The organism is Exiguobacterium sp. 17-1 (genome assembly GCF_023096305.1).
Taxonomy (GTDB): Bacteria; Bacillota; Bacilli; order Exiguobacteriales; family Exiguobacteriaceae; genus Exiguobacterium_A; species Exiguobacterium_A sibiricum_A.
This window is the reverse complement of record NZ_JALIGJ010000001.1, coordinates 388,292-414,101: the sequence shown is the minus strand read 5'-3', so window position 1 is coordinate 414,101 and position 25,810 is coordinate 388,292. Positions and strand designations below refer to the sequence as shown.

At 48.6% G+C, this 25,810-nt stretch carries 23 protein-coding genes, 1 tRNA gene and 1 pseudogene; 3 read left to right on the top strand and 22 right to left on the bottom strand.

Features of this window, described 5'->3' with window-relative positions:
• Positions 1 to 205: 205 nt before the first annotated feature.
• From eno to MUN34_RS01940, 8 genes are all read right to left on the bottom strand, one after another.
• A complete protein-coding gene (gene eno / locus MUN34_RS01975; protein WP_012371259.1) occupies positions 206 to 1,498 on the bottom strand; it encodes a phosphopyruvate hydratase in 1,293 nt (430 codons plus the stop codon).
• A gap of 73 nt (positions 1,499 to 1,571) precedes the next feature.
• On the bottom strand, positions 1,572 to 3,119 hold the full coding sequence (gene gpmI / locus MUN34_RS01970) for a 2,3-bisphosphoglycerate-independent phosphoglycerate mutase (protein ID WP_247856764.1): 1,548 nt from the start codon (positions 3,117 to 3,119) through the stop codon (positions 1,572 to 1,574).
• Entirely contained in the window at positions 3,120 to 3,872 is a 753-nt protein-coding gene (tpiA, locus tag MUN34_RS01965; protein ID WP_026827585.1) for a triose-phosphate isomerase, read from the bottom strand.
• Between the two features lie 27 nt (positions 3,873 to 3,899).
• Positions 3,900 to 5,084: a phosphoglycerate kinase gene (locus MUN34_RS01960; RefSeq protein WP_214722103.1), complete on the bottom strand. Its 1,185-nt coding sequence runs from the start codon at positions 5,082 to 5,084 to the stop codon at positions 3,900 to 3,902.
• A gap of 123 nt (positions 5,085 to 5,207) precedes the next feature.
• Entirely contained in the window at positions 5,208 to 6,215 is a 1,008-nt protein-coding gene (gene gap / locus MUN34_RS01955; protein WP_012371263.1) for a type I glyceraldehyde-3-phosphate dehydrogenase, read from the bottom strand.
• A 53-nt stretch (positions 6,216 to 6,268) separates the two neighbouring features.
• Positions 6,269 to 7,294 (bottom strand): sugar-binding transcriptional regulator, encoded by a 1,026-nt coding sequence (locus tag MUN34_RS01950; RefSeq protein WP_026827583.1) that lies wholly within the window; start codon positions 7,292 to 7,294, stop codon positions 6,269 to 6,271.
• 117 nt (positions 7,295 to 7,411) lie between these two features.
• Positions 7,412 to 7,675, bottom strand: coding sequence for a glutaredoxin family protein (locus tag MUN34_RS01945; protein WP_247856763.1), 264 nt, complete (start codon positions 7,673 to 7,675; stop codon positions 7,412 to 7,414).
• The gene (locus MUN34_RS01940; protein ID WP_247856762.1) at positions 7,672 to 8,823 is read right to left on the bottom strand and encodes an RNA polymerase factor sigma-54; all 1,152 of its coding nucleotides are present in this window, start codon (positions 8,821 to 8,823) and stop codon (positions 7,672 to 7,674) included. Before MUN34_RS01940 ends, MUN34_RS01945 begins: the two co-directional genes overlap by 4 nt.
• Positions 8,824 to 8,990: 167 nt before the next feature.
• On the opposite strand from MUN34_RS01940, the gene MUN34_RS01935 reads away from it, so the two are divergent.
• Positions 8,991 to 9,066: transfer RNA gene (locus tag MUN34_RS01935), tRNA-Arg, on the top strand.
• Between the two features lie 180 nt (positions 9,067 to 9,246).
• Positions 9,247 to 9,831: pseudogene (clpP, locus tag MUN34_RS01930) on the top strand (ATP-dependent Clp endopeptidase proteolytic subunit ClpP); the annotation flags it as partial.
• Positions 9,832 to 9,947: 116 nt separating this feature from the next.
• Here the strand turns inward: clpP and MUN34_RS01925 are convergent.
• The 11 genes from MUN34_RS01925 to hprK form a co-directional block, all read right to left on the bottom strand.
• Positions 9,948 to 10,184 carry a hypothetical protein gene (locus tag MUN34_RS01925; RefSeq protein WP_012371268.1) on the bottom strand — a complete coding sequence of 79 codons (237 nt, stop codon included), beginning with the start codon at positions 10,182 to 10,184 and terminating at the stop codon, positions 9,948 to 9,950.
• 81 nt (positions 10,185 to 10,265) lie between these two features.
• Complete coding sequence (whiA, locus tag MUN34_RS01920) at positions 10,266 to 11,222, bottom strand: DNA-binding protein WhiA (protein ID WP_026827578.1); 957 nt, start codon at positions 11,220 to 11,222, stop codon at positions 10,266 to 10,268.
• Positions 11,219 to 12,217: a gluconeogenesis factor YvcK family protein gene (locus MUN34_RS01915; protein ID WP_247856760.1), complete on the bottom strand. Its 999-nt coding sequence runs from the start codon at positions 12,215 to 12,217 to the stop codon at positions 11,219 to 11,221. Before MUN34_RS01915 ends, whiA begins: the two co-directional genes overlap by 4 nt.
• Complete coding sequence (gene rapZ / locus MUN34_RS01910) at positions 12,217 to 13,086, bottom strand: RNase adapter RapZ (RefSeq protein WP_247856759.1); 870 nt, start codon at positions 13,084 to 13,086, stop codon at positions 12,217 to 12,219. Before rapZ ends, MUN34_RS01915 begins: the two co-directional genes overlap by 1 nt.
• A gap of 112 nt (positions 13,087 to 13,198) precedes the next feature.
• Positions 13,199 to 14,161: a thioredoxin-disulfide reductase gene (gene trxB / locus MUN34_RS01905; RefSeq protein WP_012371272.1), complete on the bottom strand. Its 963-nt coding sequence runs from the start codon at positions 14,159 to 14,161 to the stop codon at positions 13,199 to 13,201.
• Positions 14,162 to 14,221: 60 nt separating this feature from the next.
• Positions 14,222 to 15,706, bottom strand: a complete 1,485-nt coding sequence (locus tag MUN34_RS01900) for a tetratricopeptide repeat protein (RefSeq protein ID WP_247856758.1) — start codon at positions 15,704 to 15,706, stop codon at positions 14,222 to 14,224.
• Between the two features lie 96 nt (positions 15,707 to 15,802).
• Positions 15,803 to 16,183: a kinase-associated lipoprotein B gene (gene kapB / locus MUN34_RS01895; RefSeq protein ID WP_247856757.1), complete on the bottom strand. Its 381-nt coding sequence runs from the start codon at positions 16,181 to 16,183 to the stop codon at positions 15,803 to 15,805.
• Between the two features lie 29 nt (positions 16,184 to 16,212).
• Entirely contained in the window at positions 16,213 to 16,695 is a 483-nt protein-coding gene (locus MUN34_RS01890; protein ID WP_026827574.1) for an acyltransferase, read from the bottom strand.
• Positions 16,679 to 17,335: a pyrophosphatase PpaX gene (gene ppaX / locus MUN34_RS01885; protein WP_026827573.1), complete on the bottom strand. Its 657-nt coding sequence runs from the start codon at positions 17,333 to 17,335 to the stop codon at positions 16,679 to 16,681. The genes MUN34_RS01890 and ppaX overlap by 17 nt, the downstream gene beginning before the upstream one ends.
• A gap of 4 nt (positions 17,336 to 17,339) precedes the next feature.
• Entirely contained in the window at positions 17,340 to 18,173 is an 834-nt protein-coding gene (gene lgt, locus MUN34_RS01880) for a prolipoprotein diacylglyceryl transferase (protein WP_247856756.1), read from the bottom strand.
• A complete protein-coding gene (hprK, locus tag MUN34_RS01875; protein WP_012371278.1) occupies positions 18,173 to 19,108 on the bottom strand; it encodes an HPr(Ser) kinase/phosphatase in 936 nt (311 codons plus the stop codon). The genes lgt and hprK overlap by 1 nt, the downstream gene beginning before the upstream one ends.
• 120 nt (positions 19,109 to 19,228) lie before the next feature.
• Between hprK and MUN34_RS01870 the strand changes: the two genes are divergently transcribed.
• Positions 19,229 to 19,621: a hypothetical protein gene (locus tag MUN34_RS01870; protein WP_026827571.1), complete on the top strand. Its 393-nt coding sequence runs from the start codon at positions 19,229 to 19,231 to the stop codon at positions 19,619 to 19,621.
• A gap of 105 nt (positions 19,622 to 19,726) precedes the next feature.
• Here the strand turns inward: MUN34_RS01870 and MUN34_RS01865 are convergent, their stop codons facing one another.
• The 3 genes from MUN34_RS01865 to uvrB form a co-directional block, all read right to left on the bottom strand.
• The gene (locus tag MUN34_RS01865) at positions 19,727 to 20,830 is read right to left on the bottom strand and encodes a DUF4097 family beta strand repeat-containing protein (RefSeq protein WP_247856755.1); all 1,104 of its coding nucleotides are present in this window, start codon (positions 20,828 to 20,830) and stop codon (positions 19,727 to 19,729) included.
• Positions 20,831 to 20,938: 108 nt separating this feature from the next.
• On the bottom strand, positions 20,939 to 23,794 hold the full coding sequence (gene uvrA / locus MUN34_RS01860) for an excinuclease ABC subunit UvrA (protein ID WP_247856754.1): 2,856 nt from the start codon (positions 23,792 to 23,794) through the stop codon (positions 20,939 to 20,941).
• 1 nt (position 23,795) lies between these two features.
• Complete coding sequence (uvrB, locus tag MUN34_RS01855; protein ID WP_026827568.1) at positions 23,796 to 25,763, bottom strand: excinuclease ABC subunit UvrB; 1,968 nt, start codon at positions 25,761 to 25,763, stop codon at positions 23,796 to 23,798.
• Positions 25,764 to 25,810: the final 47 nt, after the last annotated feature.

Below are 25,810 nucleotides of genomic sequence, written 5' to 3'. Positions count from 1 at the left end.
GAAAGGTCCTAAAAATTTGATTTTTGTAACGGTTAGAACTAAGTCGGCTAATTGTGAGCGATAGAAACCGGCGTTTGCATTTTGGAGTGAACTCAATTCCTTTTACTAAATTGATCATAGATATAAAAAAACCTCCTATTCGTATGAATAGGAGGCATCGGCTGTACAGTGAATGTACAATACACTTTAAATCATCAACCCAAAATTACTTCTTGAGGTTGTAGAATGATTTGATTCCGTCGTAGACAGCAACATCTGAAAGCATGTCTTCGATGCGGAGAAGTTGGTTGTATTTCGCGATACGGTCTGTACGTGAAAGTGAACCAGTTTTGATTTGACCAGCGTTTGTCGCAACAGCGATGTCAGCGATTGTTGAATCTTCTGTTTCACCAGAACGGTGAGAAACGACTGCTGTGTAACCAGCTTTTTTCGCCATTTCGATTGCGTCGAATGTTTCAGTCAACGTACCGATTTGGTTAACTTTGATGAGGATCGAGTTCGCGATGCCTTTTTCGATACCTTCAGCGAGTTTCTCTGTGTTTGTTACGAACAAGTCATCACCAACGAGTTGGACTTTGTGTCCGATACGATCTGTAAGAAGTTTGTGGCCATCCCAGTCGTTTTCGTCACAGCCATCTTCGATTGAGATGATTGGGTATTTGTCAACGAGTTGTGCATAGAATTCAACAAGCTCTTCTGTTGAAAGGACTTTGCCTTCGCCAGCGAGGTTGTATTTTCCAGCTGCTTTGTCGTAGAACTCAGAAGAAGCGACGTCCATTGCAAGGTAAACATCTTCGCCTGCTTTGTAGCCAGCTTTTTCGATTGCTTCAAGGATAACTGTGATTGCTTCTTCGTTTGATTTCAAGTTTGGAGCGAATCCACCCTCGTCACCAACTGCTGTGTTAAGACCCATTCCGCTAAGAACTGATTTCAACGCGTGGAAGATTTCAGCACCCATACGAAGAGCTTCTTTGAATGTTGGAGCTCCAACAGGCATGATCATGAACTCTTGGAAATCAACGTTGTTGTCAGCGTGTGATCCACCGTTGATGATGTTCATCATTGGAGTTGGCAATGTTTTCGCGTTGAATCCACCGAGGTACGTGTAAAGTGGAAGACCAAGCTCATCTGCAGCAGCACGTGCAGCAGCCATTGAGATACCAAGAATTGCATTGGCACCGAAGTTACCTTTGTTTTTCGTACCGTCGAGGTCGATCATTTTTTTATCGATTCCAGCTTGGTCGAAGACATCGTAACCGATGATTTCAGGTGCTAATTTTTCGTTGACGTTGTCAACTGCTTTTAAGACACCTTTACCGAGGTAACGTGATTTGTCGCCATCGCGAAGCTCAACTGCTTCGTGCTCACCAGTCGATGCGCCTGATGGGACGAGTGCGCGACCAAAGCCGCCATCTTCTGTATAAACTTCTACTTCTACCGTTGGGTTACCGCGTGAATCAAGAATCTCGCGTGCATAAATCTCTGTAATCATTGACATTTAAATTCGCTCCTTTTTGTTTGAGAAAGATTAGTTTGTAGTGAGACAGTGACAAGTCGATCGATTGACGGGATTATTTCTTTAATACAATCGATTTCCCGGTCATTTCTGCCGGTTGATCTGCTCCGAGTAAATCGAGAACAGTTGGTGCCAAGTCTGCCAGTACGCCAGTCAATGGCTTAAGGAGTTCGACGTCCTCGACCGTGACGATACATGGAACAGGTTCTGTCGTGTGCGCCGTCATCTTGCTGCCATCGGCATTGAGGACTTTGTCCGCGTTTCCGTGGTCGGCTGTGATGATGGCTGCGCCACCTTTGCTGAGAATCAAGTCAACGACTTGACCCAGACATTTATCCACCGCTTCGATTGCCTTTTTCGTCGGCTCGAGCATACCCGAGTGACCGACCATATCGGGATTTGCGAAGTTGAGGATGATCGCGTCATGTTTGTCCGAGTTGATTGCGTCAACGAGTGCTTCTGTGACTTCATAGACACTCATTTCCGGTTTCAAGTCGTATGTCGCGACCTTTGGAGATGGGATCAGAATCCGATCTTCTCCTTCGTACGGCTCTTCACGTTGACCGTTAAAGAAAAACGTGACGTGCGGGTACTTTTCAGTTTCCGCAATCCGTAATTGTTTAAGGCCTTGTTTTGATAACGTTTCACCGAGTGTGTTTTTGATGTCTTCCGGTGGGAAGACGATGTCCGTATCAATCGCATCCGAGTACTTCGTCATGGAGACGAGCAGCAGGTTCTTCGGTGCGTTGTCCGGCAATTCAAAACCGGTGAAGCCTGTTTTTTCTTTATACGTCTTGGCGAGCTGAATCGCACGGTCCGGACGATAGTTGAAGAACATGATCGCATCGTTATCGTGGATCGGTGCTACTGGAGTACCGTCTTCCTGCACGACTACCGTTGGTTCAATGAACTCATCTGTAACGTCTGTTTTGTACGAAGCTTCGACCATCGCGATTGGGTCTTTTGTTGTCGGACCGTCTGCGAACGTGATGACGTCATAAACTTTCTTGACGCGTTCCCAGCGGTTGTCGCGGTCCATCGCATAATAACGACCAGAGACACTTGCGAATTGACCGACGTTTAACTCATCCATCTTCGCTTGTGCATCACGAAGGAAGCCGGCTCCTGATTGTGGATCACAATCGCGGCCATCCGTGAAGGCATGAAGATAGACTTTTTCGATTTCGTGAAGTTTGGCGAATTCAAGCACCGCATACAAGTGGTTGATGTGACTGTGGATTCCACCGTCAGAGACCAGACCGAAGATATGAAGGGCTGAACCGTATTTCTTCACGTGACCTGCCGCATCGTTCATCGCTTGACGCGAGAAGAACGAGCGATCCTTAATGGCATTGTTGATTCGGGATAGCGATTGATAGACGACGCGACCTGCACCGATGTTCAAATGACCCACTTCTGAGTTCCCCATTTGTCCTTCAGGCAAACCGACGTATTCTCCTTGCGCATTCAACAACGTATGCGGGTACTGTTCCCAGTAACGGTCGAAGTTCGGTTTGTTTGCTGCCGTGACAGCATTTCCGAACTCCTCGTCACGCATACCGAAACCATCAAGGATGATCAGTGCGACTGGACGTTTTTTCATTTAAATCGCCTCCAACAGTTTGAGGAACGATCCTGTCTCAAGACTTGCGCCACCAACTAAAGCACCGTCGATGTCAGGCTGAGCCATATATTCTTTGATGTTGTCCGGTTTGACACTGCCGCCGTACTGGATGCGGACTGCTTCTGCAGCTTCCGTACCGAATTCAGCTGCGATGACATCGCGAACGAATTTGCAAGAATCTTGTGCGTCTTGTTCTGTTGCAGATTTACCTGTTCCGATTGCCCAGACAGGCTCATACGCGACAACAAGGTTTTTGACTTGATCGACTGTTAAGCCTTTTAAGCTGTTCGTTGTTTGTTCACGGATGACTGATTCGAATTTTCCGCCTTCGCGTTCTTCGAGTGTTTCACCGACACAAACGATTGGCACGATACCATGCTCAAATGCTTTTTTCGTTTTGCTGTTGATGAACGCATCTGTTTCTCCGAAATACTCACGACGTTCTGAGTGACCGAGGACGACGTATGTTACGCCAAGTTCTTTGAGCATCACTGGGCTGATTTCACCTGTGAATGCGCCGCTCTCTTGGTCGTACATGTTTTGAGCGCCGATTTTCAGGTCCGTTCCAGCTGTCGCTTCTGTCAAGTGTGCAAGGAATACAGACGGTGCACAGACAGCCGCGTCGACTTTCGAAGAAGCGGGTACAGTTCCTTTGACTTCCTCAGCGAATGCCACAGCATCCTTGAGGGTAAGATTCATTTTCCAGTTACCTGCGATAATTGGTTTACGCATTGAAAACACTCCCTTGTGAACTTTAGATTACTTGTCGTTAAGCGCTTCGACACCTGGAAGAGCTTTTCCTTCCATGAACTCGAGGCTTGCGCCGCCACCTGTTGAAATGTGACTCATTTTATCTGCAAGACCAAACTTCTCAGCCGCTGCAGCAGAATCTCCACCACCGATGATCGAGTATGCATCGCTGTCAGCTAATGCTTGAGCGACACCTTTTGTTCCGTTTGCATATTTATCAAGTTCGAACACACCCATTGGTCCGTTCCAGACAACAAGTTTCGAAGCCTTGATTGCTTCTGCATACAGTTCTACCGTTTTTGGACCGATATCGAGTGACATGTGATCCGCTGGGATACTGTCGATGTCGCGTGGTCCAACATATGTTTCTTCGCCGAATTCCTTCGTGATGACACAGTCAACCGGCATCAAGAATTTCACGCCTTTGTCTTCTGCTTTTTTCATGAATTCCTTCGCCTGTTCGATTTTGTCGACTTCAAGAAGTGACGTACCGACTTCATAACCTTGAGCTTTGAGGAATGTATAAGATAATCCTCCGCCGATGATCAACGTGTCGACGATATCAAGCAAGTGATCGATGACGCCGATTTTGTCAGCGACTTTCGAACCACCGATGATCGCTGTAAACGGACGATCCGGGTTTGAGAGAGCTTTACCGAGAACTTGAAGTTCTTTTTCAATCAACAATCCTGCTACAGCAGTCTCGACATGATGGGCGATTCCTTCTGTAGAAGCGTGCGCACGGTGAGCTGCACCGAATGCGTCGTTGACGAAAACGTCTGCAAGTTTCGCAAAACCTTCTGCGAGTTCAGGATCGTTTTTCGTTTCACCTGGGTAGAAACGAACATTTTCAAGAACGATGACATCGCCTTCTTCAAGCTTGCTGACCGCTTCTTCAGCGACCGGACCGTATGCTTCTTCAACGAGCTTGATGTCTTTACCAAGCAGTTCGCTGAGGCGTGCTACGACTGGTGCAAGTGAGAATTCAGGGTTCTTCTCGCCTTTTGGACGTCCCATGTGGCTTGCGAGAATGACTTTCGCTCCACCGTCAACCAAGTGTTTGATTGTCGGAAGGGCAGCACGGATGCGTGTATCATCTGTGATTTTGCCGTCTTCTAGCGGTACGTTGAAGTCCACACGTGTAAACACGCGTTTTCCTTTTACATCGATATCGCGAATTGATTTCTTATTCATACATTCGTCCTCCGTCTCATACGTATAGTGAGGGGCTAATGCGCCCCTCCAGACTTTTTTCCGCAATAAGAGCGGAGACTGTATCGTTTCCGCTCTTATTCAATTGCTATTTAATTGCTCGAATTACTTAGCGATTTCTGCGAAGTGTTTGAGTGTGCGAATGAGCTGGCTAGTGTAAGACATTTCGTTGTCGTACCAAGCAACTGTTTTAACGAGTTGTTTGTCGCCGACTGTAACGACTTTCGTTTGTGTTGCATCGAAGAGTGATCCGTAAGAGATACCAACGATGTCAGAAGAAACGATTTCGTCTTCAGTGTAACCGTAAGATTCGTTAGCTGCTGCTTTCATCGCCGCGTTAACTTCTTCAACTGTTACTTTCTTCTCGAGAACTGTTGTGAGCTCAGTGAGTGAACCTGTAGCAACTGGTACACGTTGTGCTGCGCCATCAAGTTTACCTTGAAGTTCTGGAAGAACAAGACCGATTGCTTTAGCAGCACCAGTTGAGTTAGGAACGATGTTAGCTGCCGCTGCACGTGCACGACGGAAGTCACCTTTAGGGTGTGGAGCGTCGAGTGTGTTTTGGTCGCCAGTGTAAGCATGGATCGTTGTCATGAGACCTTGAACGATTCCGTAGTTATCTTGAAGAACTTTTGCCATTGGCGCGAGACAGTTCGTAGTACATGAAGCACCAGAGATAACTGTTTCAGTTCCGTCAAGAATTTCGTGGTTCGTGTTGAAGACAACTGTTTTCATGTCGCCAGTAGCAGGTGCTGAGATAACGACTTTTTTAGCTCCAGCTTTCAAGTGAAGCTCAGCTTTTTCTTTGTCTGTGAAGAAACCAGTACATTCGAGAACGATGTCAACACCGAGCTCGCCCCATGGGAGTTCTTCTGGGTTGCGGTTAGCAAGTGTTTTGATTTCTTTACCGTTGACGAGGAAGTAACCATCGTGTACTTCAACTTCGCCATCGAAACGACCTTGAGTCGTATCATATTTCAAGAGGTGTGCAAGCATTTTAGTGTCTGTAAGGTCATTGATTGCGACTACTTCGATTCCGTCAAACTGAAGAATTTGACGAAGTGCCAAACGTCCGATACGTCCAAATCCATTAATACCAACTTTTACTGCCATGATAATTTTCCTCCTTTTAATGTAAAGCGAGTTATCTATTATTCAAAAGGGGGCTACCCTTTCAAAATCGTTGTTGCTGCCCCTTCATCCGTAATCAGGATGATGTCCGGGGACTGTTTGACATACGCGTTGATGGCTTCCGCTTTGGAATGTCCTCCGGCGACGACGATGACGTGTTCGACTTGTTTTAAGTCGTCCAGTTGAAGACCAACCGTCTTCACCCGATGCACGATCTTTCCGTCCCGATCGAAGTAATACCCAAATGCTTCTGCTACCGCATGTTCTTGTTCAAGCTGTTCCAGTAACTCGACTGAAGCGCGACGACGTTTTGCCATCGTTTTTGCCTCACCAATTCCATGTACCACGATTGAGGCATCTTTAATCATTTGTAACACATTTTTAATGCTTGGCTCTTCCACCATCTTCACAAACGTTTCCTTGCTGACCATGTCTGGAATGTGCAATAAGTGATAATCACTTTGTGCACGAGATGCCATCCGTGAACAGACCGTATTCGCTTGTAATTCAAGGGTTTCACCTAAGCCGCCACGTGCCGGCACGAATGTCATCGGACGGTTTTCCTTATCGGGCGACATCATCGCCGCGACGGAAGCCATCGTCGTACCTCCTGTGACTGCAATCGTATTGTGTACAGATGAAGAAAGTTCTCGTTTCAAACGTGCGACCGTCGCACGTCCCATATCGCGTTGCACCCAGAAGGTTTGATCCGAATCTCCTGGTACGATGACGACATCCCGGACGCCCAGTTTTTCCTTTAAGGCTTTCGCCATATCAGAAATTCCGGCCAGTTCTGCCATCACACTGTGCATACTTCGTAAGACGATCCGCCCTTCATCTGTCAAAGACATTCCTTGTGTCGCCACTTCGAGCAATCCTTGCTCTTTCAGGAAGTCCACTTCCCGACGTAACACCCGTTCCGTCAAGCCAAGGCTTGTCGCCAGTGTCCGTCGACCAATCGGCTGCATGAGCCGGACATAATGAAGTATGTCGTAACGTGTCTGCATTTCTTCGATCAGATCAGGCACGATTCGTTTTTGGATCTGTACTAACTGCCGAATCATGTATTCCCGCTCCTCTCAAATTGCTGGACACTTTACGTCCCGCGTGTCATATCTTGTCCCACTTGGTACATCCTCATCATAACAGCCCTCGTACAAGGATTCAAGCCTCGCCCTTTAACTTTTTTCAAGTAAGCGGTTTCTTATCGTCTCCGTCTCAAATTTGCCATAACTCCAAATTTCAGACTGATGCATCACGACAGGAATTTCATATAAAAACCGGAGACTGAGCGCAGCATCTTCTTCAATGTTAATTTCTTCGAACGTCCAATCCGGAAATTCATCAAGTACGAAATCAAGTAAGAAGGCGGCTTCCTCACATAGCGTACATCCGGGACGTGAATACAGTGTTAAGGTCGTGTGTTCTTTTGATGGCATCATTCATTCGCCTCTCGTCGTTTCGTCATGTCGGACCGGGTCAAGTTCAGACTCGCTCGATACTTCGCGACTGTCCGTCTTGCGACTTGGATGCCTTCCAGGTCAAGACGGTTGACGATCTGTTGATCCGACAGCGGCGCGGTCGCTTCCTGAATCAATTGTGCCATTCGGGCCTTGATTAAAAAGCTCGATGTGCCACTTTGCGTCTTCGATACGAAAAAATTCTCAAGCTCAAGGGTCCCCTGAATCGTCCGGATCGTTTTGTTGACGATCGCCCGACCAATCGTCGAAGGATGGTATCCCGTTTGTTCGGCGACCTCTTTTTTCGTCAATGGTTCTAAATGGAGTTCCCCTTTGAACCAACGGATTTGCCGTGCTACTATGACGTCTAGAATCGCATGCAGTGTCTTGCGTCGTCGTTCATAAGCGCTCAAAAAAGGTGTTGCTTCCTCAAGATCCGTCCAGGACGTATCGAGCGTTAAGCCGTACCAATTAATTTGCGCCTGACCGTCCACCCACGCGACATCGGCTTCCGGTATCGTTCTGGTGGTCGATGTCGGTAAGACCGGTGTTTTCGGCAACCGTTCAATCCGTCGCTTCATGTGTCTCCGCTCTGTCCCATCATCGATTTTTTCCAGCACCTCTTTCAGAGACCGCCCTTCTGACAGCTCTGCAACCAAATCAATTAAACGATCTTCTTCAAGCTCCATGGCATGCAACAGGCGACACTCTGCTTCCGAGCGTGCCGCAATTCCGGTAGGTTCACATTGCTGGAGCAGTTGTCGTGCTTGCCTGATCATCGGCTCCTCACTATCAAGCAAGACCGCTAATCGCTCGTCTGTCGTTCTGAGTAATCCATCCGCGTCTAAGTACATGATGAGTTGTTCCGCCATATATCTTATTTCCTGTCTGACCGATTCTAAACGTATTTGCCGAAGAAGTTCCGCTTCAAACGAGTCAATCCGGTCGGCGACTTGCTCCAAATCCGGCGGAATCATTTTTCCTCCATTATGTTCTGTCCGAGCAGCACGACGAATGATTCGGTACAGACGCTCCTCGAGTTCTGCCCGCGTCTCTTCCAGCACTGCCAATTGAAACAACTGGGCTGCGGACATCACAAGACGTTGTGCTTGTTCTTGTCTCTGTTCCATCCGTTCACCTCCCCTTTCCCGATTGAATTCGATTCTGCTTCTATTATATAGGATGGACCTCGATTCAATCGTCTCTTACGTTTTGACAAAAAACCAACAAACTCGAAAATCTAGTATTGCTTTTCTGAAAAAATGTCGGTATACTATTAATTGTTCAGTACAAACATGCACCCGTAGCTCAGGGGATAGAGCACTGGTTTCCGGTACCAGGTGTCGGGAGTTCAAATCTCTCCGGGTGTACCATACTTGAATCTTCAGGCAATACCGTTTACGGTGTTGCCTTTTTTCTATATTGATATGTTTAGCAGCACTGGTTTCAGGAAAAATACATAAAACCAACAGCGTATCTTTTGACCAATATTGACCAAAGGATTATGATAAGGACAAGTCGAATATGAGCTACATACCAACTATAAGGAGGCAAAGACTATGTTAATTCCAACAGTCATCGAACAAACCAACCGCGGGGAACGTGCTTACGATATCTATTCACGTTTGCTCAAGGACCGTATCATCCTTCTCGGGAGCGCGATTGACGACAACGTCGCCAACTCAGTCGTTGCCCAGTTACTCTTCCTAGCAGCAGAAGATCCAGATAAAGAAATCTCGCTTTACATCAACAGCCCAGGTGGCTCAATCACAGCAGGTATGGCGATTTACGATACGATGAACTTCATCAAACCACAAGTTTCAACGATTTGTATCGGAATGGCTGCCTCAATGGGTGCATTCTTGCTTCAAGCCGGCGCTAAAGGAAAACGTTTTGCCCTTCCAAACGCTGAAATCATGATTCACCAACCACTCGGCGGTACACAAGGTCAAGCATCGGACATCAAAATCCATGCGGAACGTATCATCAAAATGCGTGAACACTTAAACAAAATCATGGCTGAAAACACAGGACAACCACTTGGAGTCATCGAGCGTGACACAGAGCGCGATAACTTCATGTCTGCTCAAGCAGCAGCTGACTACGGTTTAATCGACCGCGTCATGGAACGTGCATAATTTTCACCAGACCGTCTTCGCTGATTGCGAGGACGGTTTTTTCGTACATACAAAAAAAGACCTTCGTCCCTTGCGTCGCTCTTCTCAGAACAGACACGGACAGAGGTCCTTATTTATTAGTCGATCAAATCTGTGATATCAGAAACGATATCGTGGTTTTCGCGAATCAATGTGTAAATCCCGTTCGCATGCGGTGAAAGCTCTTCTTCTGCCTGTAATTGCTTCAGGAACAACGATGTCGCAAAGGCGACGAGCGTACTTTTTGGCACACCGATCGTTTTCGCTTTTTTCGTAAGCACTTCATCAAACTTCGCATCAACTGTCAGCGAAATACGTTTTTTCTCATTAGCCATTTCAAAAACTCCTTAATTCGAACATTTAGTTGCATCGACTATATATTATAGTAGACTATGGTTCATCTCGCAAGTTACTCCCTAAAGAGACCCGGTCATCGACTCCCCGTTTCGCATTTTATCCGCAATTTGATCAATCTTGCGCAATCGATGATTGATCCCGGATTTCGAGATGGAACCACTCTCGACCATCTCACCTAACTCCTGCAAGGTCACATCTTGGTGTGTCACCCGCAAAATGGCGATTTCTTTTAATTTGTCCGGTAAGACATCGAGTCCGACCGTCCGTTCGAGAAACTTGATGTTCTCGACCTGGCGTAACGCCGCCCCGACGGTTTTGTTGAGGTTCGCCGTCTCGCAGTTGACGAGCCGGTTGACCGAATTCCGCATGTCTTTTAAGATCCGGACATCTTCAAAGCGTAACATCGAATACGTCGCTCCGACGAGCTTCAGAAAATCAGAAATCTTCTCACTTTCCTTGATGTAGAGAATATGTCCTTTTTTCCGCTCGATCGCTTTCGCATTCAAATCAAATTGATTTGTCAGGCTGCGCAAGGCGGCATTATGTTCTTCGTACAGACTGAAAATTTCCAGGTGATACGAGGACGTCGCCGGATTGTTTAACGATCCTCCGGCTAAAAAGGCACCGCGCAGATAGGCCCGTGCACGACGTTCGTCGTTGAGAATCGAATCGCTGATCGAGCGGATCATCGTAAATCCTTCTCCCAGAATCCCAAGATCCTGTAGAATCTTATCCGCCTGTTGTTTGACGCGGACGATATAGACGTTATTTTTTTTCAGACGCATCTTTTTCCGGACAAGTAAATCCAAATGGACGGCATAGGCCCGTTTAAGCAAGGAATAAATACGGCGGGCAATCGATGCATTTTCTGTCGAGATATCCAGTGTCAATCCACGTCCAAGCCCAAATGAGATCGCGCCGTTCATCCGGGCCAAGGCGGCGAGTTCCGCCTTCATTTCATGATCAGTGATCGCGATTTGCGTTAATTCTTTTTTGACTTCTGATGCAAAACTCACGTCAGTTCCTCCTTCCCTTCGAATTGACGTACACGTCGGATGGATAGAACTTTCCGCATGACGAGGCTTGCGACAGCATCTGAGTCATGACGGATGAAGTGATGGTTATAATCCACGATATCGTCCGCGAGTACTTCAATTCCTGCTTCTTCAAAACTCGATTCATCATAGGTCACCATATCGGCATGATCCTTCTGGTACTTCCGCAGATAACTGACATCAATCGATTCGTTGTTGACGATGATTGTATCAATCACCCCTTTACCGAGGAATCGTTCCAGGACATTCAAGTGATCATTTGCCGTAAAGGCTGTCGTCTCACCTGGTTGCGTCATGACGTTACAAATATAGACGACCGGCGCAAGCGATTGTTTGATCGCATCACGGATTTCCTCGATCAGGACGTTCGGAATGACGCTCGTGTAGAGACTGCCGGGACCAAGGACGATGACGTCGGCATCGAGAATCGCCTGAATCGCTTCCGGAACCGGACGGACATCCTCTTCCTCGAGGAAAATCCGTTCGATGACTTTGCCGACTTTCGGAATCAAGGATTCCCCTTTGACGATCGTTCCATCTTCAAACTCGGCACATAACGTAATCGTCCGCTCCGTCGCCGGATAGACTTTCCCTTCGGCATTCAAGAGTTGTCCCATGACACCGATCGCTTCGACGAATGACCCGTTACAGAGCTGCGTCGCAGCCGTCAGCATTAAGTTACCGAGCGAGTGTCCGTGCAGACCTTCCCCCGTCTCAAAGCGGTATTGCATGATCCGGTCCATCAACGTCTCGGACTTCGACAGGGAGACGATGACGTTTCGGATATCGCCCGGCGGCAGCATGTTGAATTCCGTCCGCAGGCGGCCTGAACTTCCGCCGTCATCCGCGACGGTGACGATGGCCGTGATATCAAGCGGATAGTGTTTTAGTCCGCGCAAAAGAGTCGATAGGCCCGTTCCTCCGCCGATGGCGACGACTTTCCGTTCCCATTTCATTATTTTTCCTCCTTCGCATGGACATAATCCCGATGGTTCGTCACGACATGGTATTGATTCTTGAATTCTTTACTGATCGCTTCCGCAAACGTAATCGAGCGGTGTTTCCCCCCCGTACAACCGAGCGCCACGACGAGCTGCGATTTCCCTTCCCGTTCATACTGGGGAATCAGGAATTCGAGCATGTCGACGAGCTTTTTATAAAACAGCTTCGCTTCCGGCCATTGCATGACATACGACGAGACTTCGAGATCGAGACCTGTCTTTGGTCGGAGTTCCGGAATGTAAAACGGGTTCGGCAGGAAACGTAAATCAAACACAAGATCGGCATCGAGCGGCAGACCGTGCTTGAAACCGAACGACATCACGTTGACGGTGAACGGAATCCGTTCCCCTTCCGTAAACTCTTTTAAGATTCGTTCCTTTAAGGCGACCGGTTTGATGTCACTCGTATCCATCAACAACTGGGCTTTATCGCGGAACCCTTCAAGCAACGTCCGTTCCCGTTCAATTCCGATCAAAGGGGAAGCCGTCGGCGCCAACGGATGCGACCGGCGTGATTCTTTATACCGGCGGACGAGCACGTCGTTGCGGGCATCAAGATACAGCATCCGGATTTGCAGATTCGTTTTCTTCAAATCTTCATAAACGACAAAGAAACTGTCGATGAAATCACGAGCCCGTGTATCGATGGCGACGGCGATTTTCGGACGGACCTGCCCAATCACTTCAATCAATTGCGGCAGTAACGTCGGTGGTAGATTGTCGACACAAAAATAGCCTAAGTCTTCAAAGCTGTTCATGGCGACCGTTTTTCCGGCGCCACTCATTCCTGTAATGATGACCAGTTGCGGTTGATTCTGTTCCATCTCTTCGCCCTCCAGACAACAGTTCCGTGTGTATTTTTTACTCTCGTTTCAGTATAACATAAAAAAAGAGCCAGCTTGATGGAAGAGCCTCCCAACCAAGCTGGACCTTGAATTAGACTTGTGATGATTCCTGTAATTCTTCGAGCAAGGCTTCGATGTAATGTTGCGCGTTTTGCGCTGCAATCGAACCGTCGTTTGTCGCTGTGACGACTTGACGAAGTGTTTTTTCACGCACGTCGCCGGCTGCGAAAATACCTTTGATGTTCGTTTCCATCGCTTCATTCGTCACGACATACCCTTGATCGTTCAGAATGCCGAGATCCTGGACATATCCTGTGATCGGGTTCATGCCGATGTAGATGAAGACACCATCGATCGGATACGTTGTCGTTTCCGCTGTTTTCGTATTGATCAATTCAATGCCGCCGACTTTTCCGTTATCTTCGTTGATCTGTTTAACCGTATGGTTCCAGATAAAGTCGATTTTTGGATTGTCGAACGCCCGTTTTTGAAGAATTTTTTGAGCACGTAATTCTTCACGACGGTGAACGATCGTGACTTTTTTCGCGAAGCGTGTCAAGTAGACACCTTCTTCGACGGCTGAGTCACCGCCACCGATGACGAACAGTTCTTTTTCTTTAAAGAACGCACCGTCACAGACCGCACAGTAAGAGACACCGCGTCCGCCGAGTTCTTCCTCGCCCGGAACACCAATTTTCTTATACTGTGCCCCTGAAGCGATGATGATCGCCCGAGCATGGTAGTCCTTGTTGTGTGCATGAACGGTCTTGAATGCCGGACCGTCTTCGATGCTGCGAACGTCTCCGTACGCATACTCTGCACCGAACGCTTTTGAATGGTCGAACATTTTTTGTGAAAGATCCGGTCCAAGAATGCTGTCGTAGCCCGGATAGTTTTCGATATCTTCCGTGTTGGCCATCTGGCCGCCCGGAATACCACGCTCGATCATCAATGTCGAAAGGTTCGCACGTGATGCGTAAAGTGCAGCTGTCATTCCGGCAGGACCGGCACCAATAATGATGACGTCATAAATTTTCTGTTCAGTTTCTGTCATGATTCCACCCCATCTGTATTTTCGTTGTAATTTGAGTATAGGTGAGAATCGCACAAACGTCTAACACTTTGCACGGGCCGGGTTCAAAAGTCGTTGATAGGCACGGATCGTCGCTGCCGCATCATCGAATGAAACGTGAACGAGTGCCGCGCAGTCTTCAATCAACATACCGTCGCGGACATCATGAAACAGATAAATCAAGGCCGCAGCCGACTGTTCGACCGATTCAAACGTCTCACCACTCAGAACGAGTCGGGCAAATCGTTCGTAAAAATCACCTTCGAGGCTCATCCGTTCCTCATCCGAGACATATCGTTCCGCAAGACGAATCGTCATCAAGGCACGTTGAATCCGAGCATCGACAACTTCGTGCTCCCCGTTCATCTCATGAATGATTTGTTCAGTCAGTAATAAAACGTCTGGATGATCCGTCACTTCCGGCATCATCGATAATGCGAGCTTCGCTTCCTCATCGTTCAGCTTGCCGAGTAACAAGGCCGTAAAAATCCGTGAGACATCATCTTCTGTCTTCAAGGCTTGGATCAAGGCTGAGCGGAACTGGAGGTTATGACGGATGTCGTAAGCTTCCCGTTCTTCCCGCATGCCTTGCGCTTCTTCTGATTGAAGGAACGCAGCGGCTTCTTCGACATGTCCCGTCTTGAAAGCTGAGATCGACAACCAGTGGCCGAACAACGGGTCTCCCCGGTAGCCACGACGTTCGAGTAACTTCAGTTCTTCGTATGCCAAATCATGACGGCCGATGATCGCAAGCGTTGACGCGACCTTATAGCGTGTCTCAAGATTGACAGAGCGGACGTGTTCGAGCTTGTTCGACAAACGATGCGCTTCTTCATCCTGTCCCATCTCATGCAACAACACGAGGGTGTTACAGAGGGCATGCAAGTTTCCCGGATTTCCATCGAGGACTTGTTCGAGTGAAGCAAAAGCACGATCGTTTTCACCGAGATAAAACTCGACGATGGCGAGATTGTTATAGGCCGGCCAGAATGTCGGATACTGGGCGATTAATGACTCGAGTGTCTCCTGCGCCGCAAAGAGCATCCCTTTGTCGATTTGACGTTGTGCCTGAGCATGTAAACGAATCAATTCATCCTCATCGTCATCTTCCATCTCTTGTTCGAGATCAATTAATTCCACGAGTGCGGCCGATGCCTCTGCGTGTTTCCCGTTTGGTGCACTGGATAAATATTCAAGCGCGTAATTTTTCGCCTCTTCATATAAGGAGACATGCGCGTAGTTATTCGCTAAATAAAATAATGATTCCGTATTTGACTGGTCGAGCGTCCGCACTTGTTTCAAGACATCATTGGCATGATTGATTTCGCCTGTCTCGAATAAAACACGGGCGTAACGTAAAAGGTAACGGATGTCACTCGGCTGAAGTGTCGTTGCTTCATCGAGATGATAGACCGCCTCTTCCAGTCGCCCTTCCCGGTGCGCCTTCCGTCCGCGGAAATAAAAAAGCTCCGCTTGGCGCGTTGTAATCGCAAAGGGGTCTGCTTTGTATTCAGTTAATTCCATCATGATTCAAGCCCCCATAGATCTAAATCTAGTTTCGTAGTTGCAGAGACAAGAATAACCTATCTCGGAAACCGTTGCAACAGAAAAAAACGCCGGGGTTTATCCCCAACGTTTCGCATAAATCGATTCCAGTTCCTTGTAATTCTCCAAGCATTTTTGTACGAAAGCATCCGTTTGTGGGTTTTGTCCATTCAAGCGTTCCACTTCCTTGTCGAACGCTTGGCGTAAGCTTTCGGCATAGCTCGGAATCTCGCCTTCATAGGCATAGACGACACCGGGGGCAACCGTCACTTTTTCGTGCGGGTGTAAGGCGGTACGGACATGGAAGAGTGGCACGTCGACCTGATTCGGATTGTGCAGATCACCTTGAATCGGATGTTTCTCGACGGCCAATACCTCAACGACCAATCCTTGCGGACGTTCAGCAAATAATCTTCCGAAATACTTTCCTGTCTTATACGTAAAGCGGATTTGATTCATCTCGTCCTCTCCTCCTTCTCACATTTTTGTCACATTTCGTGCCGGCGCAGCGGTTGACTCGACACCCGTTCACCGGGCAGAATATCCCGGTGGACGACGGAACCTGCTCCAACCATCGCACCGTCTCCGATCGTCACACCGGGCAGAATCGTCACGTTCGCGCCAATCAACACATCGTTCCCGATCGTCACGTTGCCGATCCGGTATTCGGTCGTCAAATATTCGTGACAGAGAATCGTCGTATTGAATCCGATGATGGTGTTGGAGCCGATCGTAATCCGTTCCGGGAACATCGTATCCGGCATGACCATCAAAGCAAGCGCCGTCCGGTCTCCAATCTTCATCCCGAGACACGTCCGGTAGAGGCTGTTCTTGAAGCGAAGCGACGGGGAAAACCTGCCGATCGTGATGATCGTAAAACACCACATCACCTTAAAGAACGACACCGTCCGGTACATATGCCAGAGCGGGTTCGTTGCCCCGACATGATACCGGTCAGTCCGCCTTGGCATTTTCGGCCTCAATCCAGTCACTCAACTGTTCCATCGAATCAATGATTAAATCCGGCTGCAACGCTTCGAGATACGGACGTCCTTTAATCGCCCAGCCGACGGCAACGGTTTTCAGACCGGCATTTTTCCCGCCGTGGATGTCCGTATCGTTGTCACCAACCATGATCGTTTCTTCCCGTGTCGAACCGAGTAACGCCATCGCCTTTTCAAACGGTTCGACAGCCGGCTTCTCTTCCGTCACATCATCTGCTGCGATGATGGCATCAAACAGAGGTGTCAATCCAAACAGTTCGATTCCTTTTAGCGCGACCCGGCGACTCTTCGACGTGACGACCGCTAATTTATAGCCTTGTTCCTTCAATTGTCGTAATCCGTCGAGTACTCCCGGATATTCGAGGACAAGCGCGTCATGCATCGCGATGTTGTAACTCCGGTAAAACGCGACCATTTCTTTCCACTGGTCCGCATTCATTTCCGAAAACGACTTTTCAAGCGTCGGTCCGATGAACGGAAGCAGTTCCGCTTCCGTAAACGTCCGGTCCGGATAGTAATAATCGAGCGTATGGGCAAAACTTTTTAGGATGAGGGGGTTCGTATCAATCAACGTACCGTCGAGATCAAATAAAATCGTTTGAATCATCGGTTCATTTCGCCTCCCGTTTTGTTCCGTCCAAATAACGAACGGCATTTTTCCGCACGAATAGCATGATGACTCCGAAGATAATCAGACAGATCGAGACGATTTGCGCGGTCCGGAGTCCACCTCCCATCATCAAACTGTCCGTCCGTAAACCTTCGATGTAAAAACGGCCAATCGAATACCAGATCAGGTAACCGAGGAACACGTAACCGCGGCGTGGGTTGAACTTCATCCGCCAGACGATCAATAAGATGACACCGATGATGTTCCAAATACTTTCATATAAGAACGTTGGAATGTAATAGACACCGTCGATATACATCTGATTGACGATCCAGTCCGGTAAGTGCAATGTATCCTGCAGGAAGGTCCACGTCGTCTCTCCGCCGTGAGCTTCTTGGTTAAAGAAGTTCCCCCAGCGTCCGACAGCTTGTCCGAATAAGAGCGACGGTGCCAGAATGTCGGCAATTTGCCAAAACGAGATGTTTTTCTTCCGCGTATAAATCAAAACTGTCAAAATCGCACCGATGATGGCACCATGAATCGCAATCCCGCCCTGGCGGATGTTAATGATTTGATCAAGATTCTGACCATAATAATCCCACTCAAACGCGACATAATAAATCCGGGCACAGATGATGCTGATCGGAATCGACCAGATAACGACATCGACGGCATATTCTTCGTTAAAACCGATCCGTTTTGATTCAAAAATCGCAATCATCAGACCGACGACAGCGCCAAGCGCGATGACGATCCCGTACCAATAAATCGGAATCGGGCCCAGTTCGATGGCTACCCGATCAAACGTTGGTTGGACACTCGCTAATGTTCCCATCACAGACCACCGTTCCCGTCTTCAATCGCTTGCGCGAGACGCCCGGCAAACTCTTCTGCTGTATTGATACCCATGTTTTTCAGACGATAGTTCATCGCAGCCACCTCAATGATGACGGCTAAGTTTCGCCCTGGACGAACCGGAATCGTCAAGAACGGGATTTCCGTATCGATGATTTGCAATGTTTCCTGGTCCAGTCCTACCCGATCGTAGACTTTCGCCTGATCCCAAATTTCTAAATTACAGACGAGGCTGATTTTCTTATGCGAACGAACGGCACCGGCACCGAATAACGTCATGACATCGATGATGCCGATTCCGCGAATTTCAAGCAGATGCTGAATCAATTTCGGAGCTGTCCCGACAAGGATCCCGTCCCCGGTTTGGCGAATCTCGACCGAATCATCGGCGACCAAACGATGTCCCCGTTTGACGAGTTCCAGTGCCGTCTCGGATTTCCCGACGCCGCTTGCCCCTTTGATGAAGACACCGACACCGTAAATGTCGACGAGCACGCCATGCATCGCTGTCGTTGGCGCCAGTTCTGCCTCAAGGAAATTCGTGATTTGCGATTCGACCGATGTCGTATGTCCCTTCGTCGTCAAAAGGGGGACGTTCGTTTCGTCCGCTGCTTTGACGATGGCTTCCGGCACATCAAAACCACGTGTAATCAAAATTCCCGGTGTTTCATCCGTACAGAGAACATTTGCTCGTTCCAGCTGTTCTTCATACGTCAAGTTGTTGAAAAACGTCAATTCCGTTTTCCCGAGAATCTGGAGACGTTCTGCTGGATAATAGGCGTAATATCCGGCGAGGACAAGACCTGGTCGACAAAGATCAGCCGTCAGAATCGGACGATGTAGTCCTTCTTCCCCGGTGACAATTTTTAAATTGAATTGCTTTACGATTTCAGCTGTTCGCACTTTTGGTTGCACGCTCAATCAGCCCCTTTCACTTGAAGTATTGTACCATATTTTTATCAAAATCAAGGATTTCGATTAGAAGTGGGCAATCTTGGGAATGGAGTACAGATAGGAAAAAAAGGAGGGTTTACCATGATGGAATCATCAGGTAGTGGTATTGGCATTATTATTATCTTCATTTTATTCGGAATTCTTGCCATTGTTGGATTCGTTTATCTCATCATCGCCCTGATTGATATGTGGAAAGCGTATTCGCGTAACCAGGATCAAACGGCATTATTATTCTTCATCATCTCGATTATCGGGATCTTTATCAGCGGTTCGTTCATCTCGTATATTTTGGCTATCATTTTCTATTGGAACCGCTCACGTCGGAAGAGTTGGATGGGGATTGGGCTGATCATTCTCTCGATTGTTCTCGGAATCATCGGCGTCATCACGCTCTTCTCGTTTGGCTATGATATGAACAATTTCGAAAACATGAATTTTGACGATCCGATGATGGATCAGGATTACGATTATTAAGCAGTACCACTTTTTATCCGGCGACACCCTATCCTTTGATAGCGGGTCGTCTTTTTTTTCGCAAAAAAATCCCCGCCTCTCGTTATGTAAGAGGCAGGGATCATATTATAAGGCTTGCGGACTCAAGTGAACACCGTGTGTAACGGAAATCGTACCTGTCTTCGTATCGGCAGCGACTTCAATCTTCGGTGTCCGTCCACGACCTGACAGGAAGTGGAGTTTCCGGTTGACGACTTCTTTTTGATCACGGATCAATTCCATCTCATCGAGGTTACAGTTCAACCCGCCAAAGTTCGTTTCCAGTTCACCGTAGACTTCCGCACCGTGCGGCAACATCAGGGCGATACTTCCCGCAAGCGACGATGCTTGGATCTTCGCATCCTGGACCGTCTTCAGTTCACAACGGACGTTTCCGTTCGCCGTCTTCAGCTCAGAGCGCTCAAACACACCTGTCGCGATGACTTGACCATTGGCTGTTTTCGCTTTTAGAGACTTGATTTCCGATTCTTCGATTTCGATCGAACCGTTTGCTGTTGATGTCTTCACTTCTTCACTGAACAGGTCACGAACCTGAATCCGTCCATTCGCCGTCATCAGTTGCACCGACGTCGCATCGAGCGAAGATAACGTGATTTCACCATTTAACGTCTGCAACACAAATGATTCATAGTGACGGCGCGGAACCTTCAAGTGAACCGTCGCTCGAACCCGTTTGTCTTTTAAACGAATCGATAACGTATTCGCAGAGACAGAGTGCTGAAGCGCTGCTTGCAGCTGCTCCAGTGCCTGTTCTTCGTTAACTTGACGGAGCGGGCGACCGGTAACGGTCAACTCACACTCTTCCAAATCACCCGGTTCGACGATTGCATTGGCATTAAATAAATCCAAATGAATCGTCTCACCGCTGAACGGGAATTGTTTGACGTACGTGACGTTCGGTCCGGACGTTTGATTGAGTGATAAATCACTCTCTTTAATCCGGTTGACGAGGCCGTCAAAAGCTGACATGACCTTCGTTGTCAAAGAATCGACCGTATAATGATCGACCCGGTCGTAATGTTCCGGTTCGTCCACGTATTTATGCTCACTTGCCGGCGACGGGTTCTGATCGATTGCCTCGAGGCGCTCTAATTTGTCGAGCGCTTCGTCAATCGTCAGCTTTCCTTCTTTCACTTGTTCAAGTATCAGTTGGCGCATATCTTGCTTCATCAGTATTTCCCTCCTCTGATCTGGTACACGTTAATCGATGTGACTTGCTTATTTACTTCGTTCTACTTCCCTTACTTCCCTTTTTACGATTCCTGAATCAAAAAAGTTTCACGATTCGATCCGGGCCGCGTCCCGTTCGAGAACAGGAGCCAGGTAATGACCTGTATACGACTCCTTGACAGCTGCGATTTCTTCCGGTGTCCCGGTCGCGACAATCTTCCCGCCACCGTCTCCGCCCTCCGGACCAAGATCGATCAAATAATCGGCTGTCTTGATGACATCGAGGTTGTGTTCGATGACGAGCACCGTGTCACCGTTGTCGACCAGTCGTTGCAAGACTTTCAGCAACCGGGCGATATCGTGGACGTGGAGCCCTGTCGTCGGTTCATCAAGGATGTAAATCGTCTTCCCGGTCGACCGTTTATGCAACTCAGATGCCAGTTTGACCCGTTGCGCTTCTCCGCCGGACAGTTCCGTTGCCGGTTGTCCGAGACGCATGTATGTCAGACCAACGTCGGCAATCGTCTGCAGCTTCCGGCTTATTTTCGGAATCTTATCAAAGAATTCCAAGGCATCTTCGACTGTCATCTCCAGGACATCAGCAATCGTCTTGCCTTTATATTTCACTTCCAGTGTTTCGCGGTTGTACCGTTTTCCGTGACAGATTTCACATGGAACGTAGACATCCGGCAGGAAGTGCATTTCGATTTTGATGATTCCATCGCCGCGACAGGCTTCACAGCGTCCGCCTTTAATGTTGAAACTGAAACGGCCTTTTTTGTAGCCGCGGAGCTTCGCTTCGTTCGTCGAGGCGAACACGTCGCGGATATCGTCAAAGACGCCGGTATACGTCGCCGGGTTCGAACGCGGTGTCCGACCGATCGGTGACTGATCGATATCGATGACCTTATCGATTTGATCGAGTCCGGAAATTCCTTTATGGGCGCCCGGTTTTTCCTTCGCCCGGTTCATCTCATGGGCAATCGTCTTGTAGAGTATCTCATTGATCAACGTCGATTTCCCGGAACCCGACACACCGGTCACGGCAACAAACAAACCAAGCGGAATGTCGACATCGACGTTTTTCAAATTGTTTTCCGACGCTTTATGAATCCGTAAGGCCCGACCGTCCGGTTGTTTCCGTTCAGACGGAACCGGAATGAATTTCTTGCCGGATAGATATTGTCCCGTCAACGAGTTCGGATCCTGCATTAATTCTTCCGGACGTCCCGCTGCCGTGACGAATCCGCCGTGATCGCCGGCTCCCGGTCCGATATCGATCAGGTAATCCGCAGCCATCATCGTATCTTCATCGTGTTCGACGACAATCAGCGTGTTTCCGAGATCGCGCATCGTCTTCAACGTATTGATCAAGCGGTCGTTATCACGTTGGTGGAGTCCGATTGACGGTTCATCCAAGACGTAGAGGACTCCTGTCAGCCGGGAACCGATTTGTGTCGCCAGACGAATCCGTTGCGCTTCCCCACCGGATAATGTTCCGGCGGCACGCGAGATTGTCAGATAATCAAGGCCGACGTTTTCGAGGAATGAAGACCGTTCATGAATTTCGCGGACGATCATCCGCGAAATCGTCTGATCCTTCTCCGATAGTTTGCTTGGTAACTCTTCAAACCAGACGACAGCTTGTTTGACGGACATCTTCGTCACATCACCGATGTGGATTCCTGACACTTTGACTGCCAATGATTCGCGTTTCAAGCGGTGTCCTTTACACGTCGGACACGCTTTTTTCGCCATGTACCCTTCCATCTGTTCACGGATGTAGTCCGATGATGTCTCTTTGAAGCGGCGCTGCAGGTTATTCAGGACACCTTCAAAGAATAACGATGTATTGCGGACCATCCCGAAGTCATTTTCATAACGGAACTGAATTTCTTCCTTCGTGCTACCGTTCAACAAGATATCGCGGTGTTCTTCCGACAATTGTTCAAAAGGCGTATCCATGTCGATGTTAAAGTGGTTGCAGACAGCCGCCAGCAACTGAGGATAGTATTGTGAACTCGTTGGTTCCCAGGCGATAATCGCCCCTTCGTTGAGCGATTTATCCGGATGCGGCACGACGAGATCGACATCGACTTCCAGTTTCGTCCCGAGACCGTCACACGACGTACAGGCACCAAACGGTGAGTTGAACGAGAACATGCGTGGTTCGAGTTCACCGATCGAGAAGCCGCAAATCGGACAGGCATGGTGTTCGCTGAACAACAGTTCGTTCCCGTCCATCGTATCGACGATGACGCGACCGTCAGCAAGACGAAGGGCCGTCTCGAGTGAGTCCGCGAGGCGGGCTTCAACGTCCGGACGCACGACGACCCGGTCGACGACGACTTCGATCGAGTGTTTTTTATTTTTCTCGAGTTCGATTTCATCCGTCAAATCGATCGTTTCCCCATCAACACGGACGCGGACGAATCCTTCCTTTTTCAGGTCTTCGAAGACTTTCACATGGGCGCCTTTGCGTCCGGAAATAATCGGCGCGAGAATTTGCAGACGGCTGCGTTCCGGCAGTTCCATCACTTGGTCGACCATCTGACTGATTGTTTGGCTCGAGATTTCGATTCCGTGATTAGGACAGATCGGTTTCCCAATCCGTGCATACAGCAGACGCAGATAGTCATAAATTTCCGTGACCGTCCCGACCGTCGACCGCGGGTTTTTACTTGTCGTCTTTTGGTCGATTGAAATCGCCGGACTGAGTCCTTCAATCGCATCGACATCCGGTTTGTCCATCTGACCTAAAAACTGACGGGCATAAGCGGACAGACTTTCGACATACCGCCGTTGTCCTTCCGCATAAATCGTATCAAACGCGAGGGATGATTTCCCCGACCCCGACAAGCCCGTCAAGACGACGAGCTGATCGCGCGGAATTTCGACATCGATGTTCTGTAAGTTATTGACGCGAGCGCCTTTGATGATAATTTTGTTCTTTTTTTCTGCCAACTTAGGCACCTGCTTTCAATTCTAAGATAAGGTCTCGCAATTCAGCTGCCCGTTCAAACTGCATGTCTTTCGCCGCTTGACGCATCTCTTGATCGAGTTGTTCGAGCAACGTTTCGCGTTCCGGTTTTTTCAGTTTGTTGAACTTCTCGAGTTTTTCGACGGTATCATCATTCTCAATCGTCGTACTGATGACACCACGGACATCTTTTTGAATCGTTTTCGGCGTGATACCGTGTTCTTTATTAAAGGCGAGCTGAATGTTCCGCCGCCGATCGGTTTCATCAATGGCCCGCTGCATCGAGTCGGTCATCTTATCGGCAAAGAGAATGACGTGCCCTTCCGAGTTCCGGGCCGCCCGACCGATCGTCTGAATCAGCGACCGTTCCGAACGCAGGAACCCTTCTTTATCGGCATCGAGAATCGTCACGAGCGAGACTTCCGGAATATCAAGTCCTTCCCGCAACAGGTTAATCCCGACGAGGACATCGTATTTGCCGAGCCGTAAATCGCGGATGATTTCAATCCGTTCGAGTGTCTTGATTTCCGAGTGCATATAGTTGACCTTGACGCCATGTTCTTTCAGGTAGTCCGTTAAGTCTTCCGACATTTTTTTCGTCAACGTCGTCACGAGAACCCGTTCATTTTTCGCGACGCGCTCCCGGATGTTATCCATCAGGTAGTCGATTTGTCCGGTGATCGGATGAATCTCGATCGTCGGGTCGACCAGTCCGGTCGGTCGGATGATCTGTTCAACCATCTCTTTTGTATGTTCGATTTCGTAAGGACCCGGTGTCGCCGAGATATAGATTGCCTGGCTGACCTTCTCTTCGAATTCCTCGAACCGGAGCGGCCGGTTGTCCTTCGCTGATGGCAGACGGAAACCGTGGTCGACGAGGACTTGTTTCCGTGCCTGATCCCCGTTGTACATGCCGCGGATTTGCGGCAACGTCACGTGTGACTCATCGGCGACGAGCAGGAAGTCTTTCGGGAAATAGTCGATCAGCGTGTACGGTGTCGAGCCCGGTGGCATTAAGTTCAAGTGACGGGAATAGTTTTCAATCCCGGAACAGTAACCCATCTCGCGCATCATCTCGAGATCGTAGTTCGTCCGTTGTTCGAGACGCTGGGCTTCAAGCAGCATACCGTCTTCGCGCATCTTCGCGAGTTGCGTTTCGAGCTCAGCCTCAATGTTCGCAATCGCTTTTTGCAGACGGGTATCCCCCGTCACGAAGTGGGATGCCGGGAAAATCGAGATGTGTTCCCGGTCGGCAATGATTTCACCGGTCAATGGATCCATGTCGCGGATTCGTTCGATCTCATCTCCGAAAAATTCGACCCGGACACATTGTTCATCACGCGACGCCGGGAAAATTTCGACGACGTCTCCCCGGACGCGGAACCGTCCGCGCTGGAAATCGATATCGTTCCGTTCATATTGGATATCGATCAGACGGCGTAACATCTCATTCCGTCCCATTTCGTTTCCGACACGTAACGACAGCACATGGTTGTTGTACTCTTCCGGATTACCGAGACCATAGATACACGATACCGACGCGACAATCAGCACATCTTCGCGTTCAAACAAAGAAGATGTCGCCGAGTGACGTAATTTATCAATCTCATCATTGATCGATGAGTCTTTTTCGATGAACGTATCCGTCGACGGTACGTACGCTTCCGGTTGATAATAATCATAAAAGCTGACGAAATATTCGACTGCGTTATTTGGGAAGAACTCTTTGAACTCCGAATACAGCTGACCGGCAAGCGTCTTGTTGTGCGCTAAGACCAATGTCGGCTTCTTAATCTCTTTGATGACGTTCGAGACGGTGAATGTTTTCCCTGTTCCCGTCGCTCCAAGTAACGTCTGATGGCGCTCGCCGTTCTTGACGCCTGCAATCAGTTTTTCAATTGCCACCGGTTGGTCGCCACCCGGTTCAAATGGTGATACTAACTCAAAATCCATCGTATTCTTCCCCCTCATCCAGTTCACAAAATCTATTTTTATTGTAC

Coding starts and splice junctions, on each gene's coding strand:
- eno (WP_012371259.1), bottom strand. CDS start 1,498: ATGTCAATGATTACAGAGATTTATGCACGCGAGATTCTTGATTCACGC.
- gpmI (WP_247856764.1), bottom strand. CDS start 3,119: ATGAAAAAACGTCCAGTCGCACTGATCATCCTTGATGGTTTCGGTATG.
- tpiA (WP_026827585.1), bottom strand. CDS start 3,872: ATGCGTAAACCAATTATCGCAGGTAACTGGAAAATGAATCTTACCCTC.
- MUN34_RS01960 (WP_214722103.1), bottom strand. CDS start 5,084: ATGAATAAGAAATCAATTCGCGATATCGATGTAAAAGGAAAACGCGTG.
- gap (WP_012371263.1), bottom strand. CDS start 6,215: ATGGCAGTAAAAGTTGGTATTAATGGATTTGGACGTATCGGACGTTTG.
- MUN34_RS01945 (WP_247856763.1), bottom strand. CDS start 7,675: ATGATGCCATCAAAAGAACACACGACCTTAACACTGTATTCACGTCCC.
- MUN34_RS01940 (WP_247856762.1), bottom strand. CDS start 8,823: ATGGAACAGAGACAAGAACAAGCACAACGTCTTGTGATGTCCGCAGCC.
- MUN34_RS01925 (WP_012371268.1), bottom strand. CDS start 10,184: ATGGCTAATGAGAAAAAACGTATTTCGCTGACAGTTGATGCGAAGTTT.
- MUN34_RS01915 (WP_247856760.1), bottom strand. CDS start 12,217: ATGAAATGGGAACGGAAAGTCGTCGCCATCGGCGGAGGAACGGGCCTA.
- rapZ (WP_247856759.1), bottom strand. CDS start 13,086: ATGGAACAGAATCAACCGCAACTGGTCATCATTACAGGAATGAGTGGC.
- trxB (WP_012371272.1), bottom strand. CDS start 14,161: ATGACAGAAACTGAACAGAAAATTTATGACGTCATCATTATTGGTGCC.
- MUN34_RS01900 (WP_247856758.1), bottom strand. CDS start 15,706: ATGATGGAATTAACTGAATACAAAGCAGACCCCTTTGCGATTACAACG.
- kapB (WP_247856757.1), bottom strand. CDS start 16,183: ATGAATCAAATCCGCTTTACGTATAAGACAGGAAAGTATTTCGGAAGA.
- MUN34_RS01890 (WP_026827574.1), bottom strand. CDS start 16,695: ATGCCAAGGCGGACTGACCGGTATCATGTCGGGGCAACGAACCCGCTC.
- ppaX (WP_026827573.1), bottom strand. CDS start 17,335: ATGATTCAAACGATTTTATTTGATCTCGACGGTACGTTGATTGATACG.
- lgt (WP_247856756.1), bottom strand. CDS start 18,173: ATGGGAACATTAGCGAGTGTCCAACCAACGTTTGATCGGGTAGCCATC.
- MUN34_RS01870 (WP_026827571.1), top strand. CDS start 19,229: ATGATGGAATCATCAGGTAGTGGTATTGGCATTATTATTATCTTCATT.
- MUN34_RS01865 (WP_247856755.1), bottom strand. CDS start 20,830: ATGAAGCAAGATATGCGCCAACTGATACTTGAACAAGTGAAAGAAGGA.
- uvrB (WP_026827568.1), bottom strand. CDS start 25,763: ATGGATTTTGAGTTAGTATCACCATTTGAACCGGGTGGCGACCAACCG.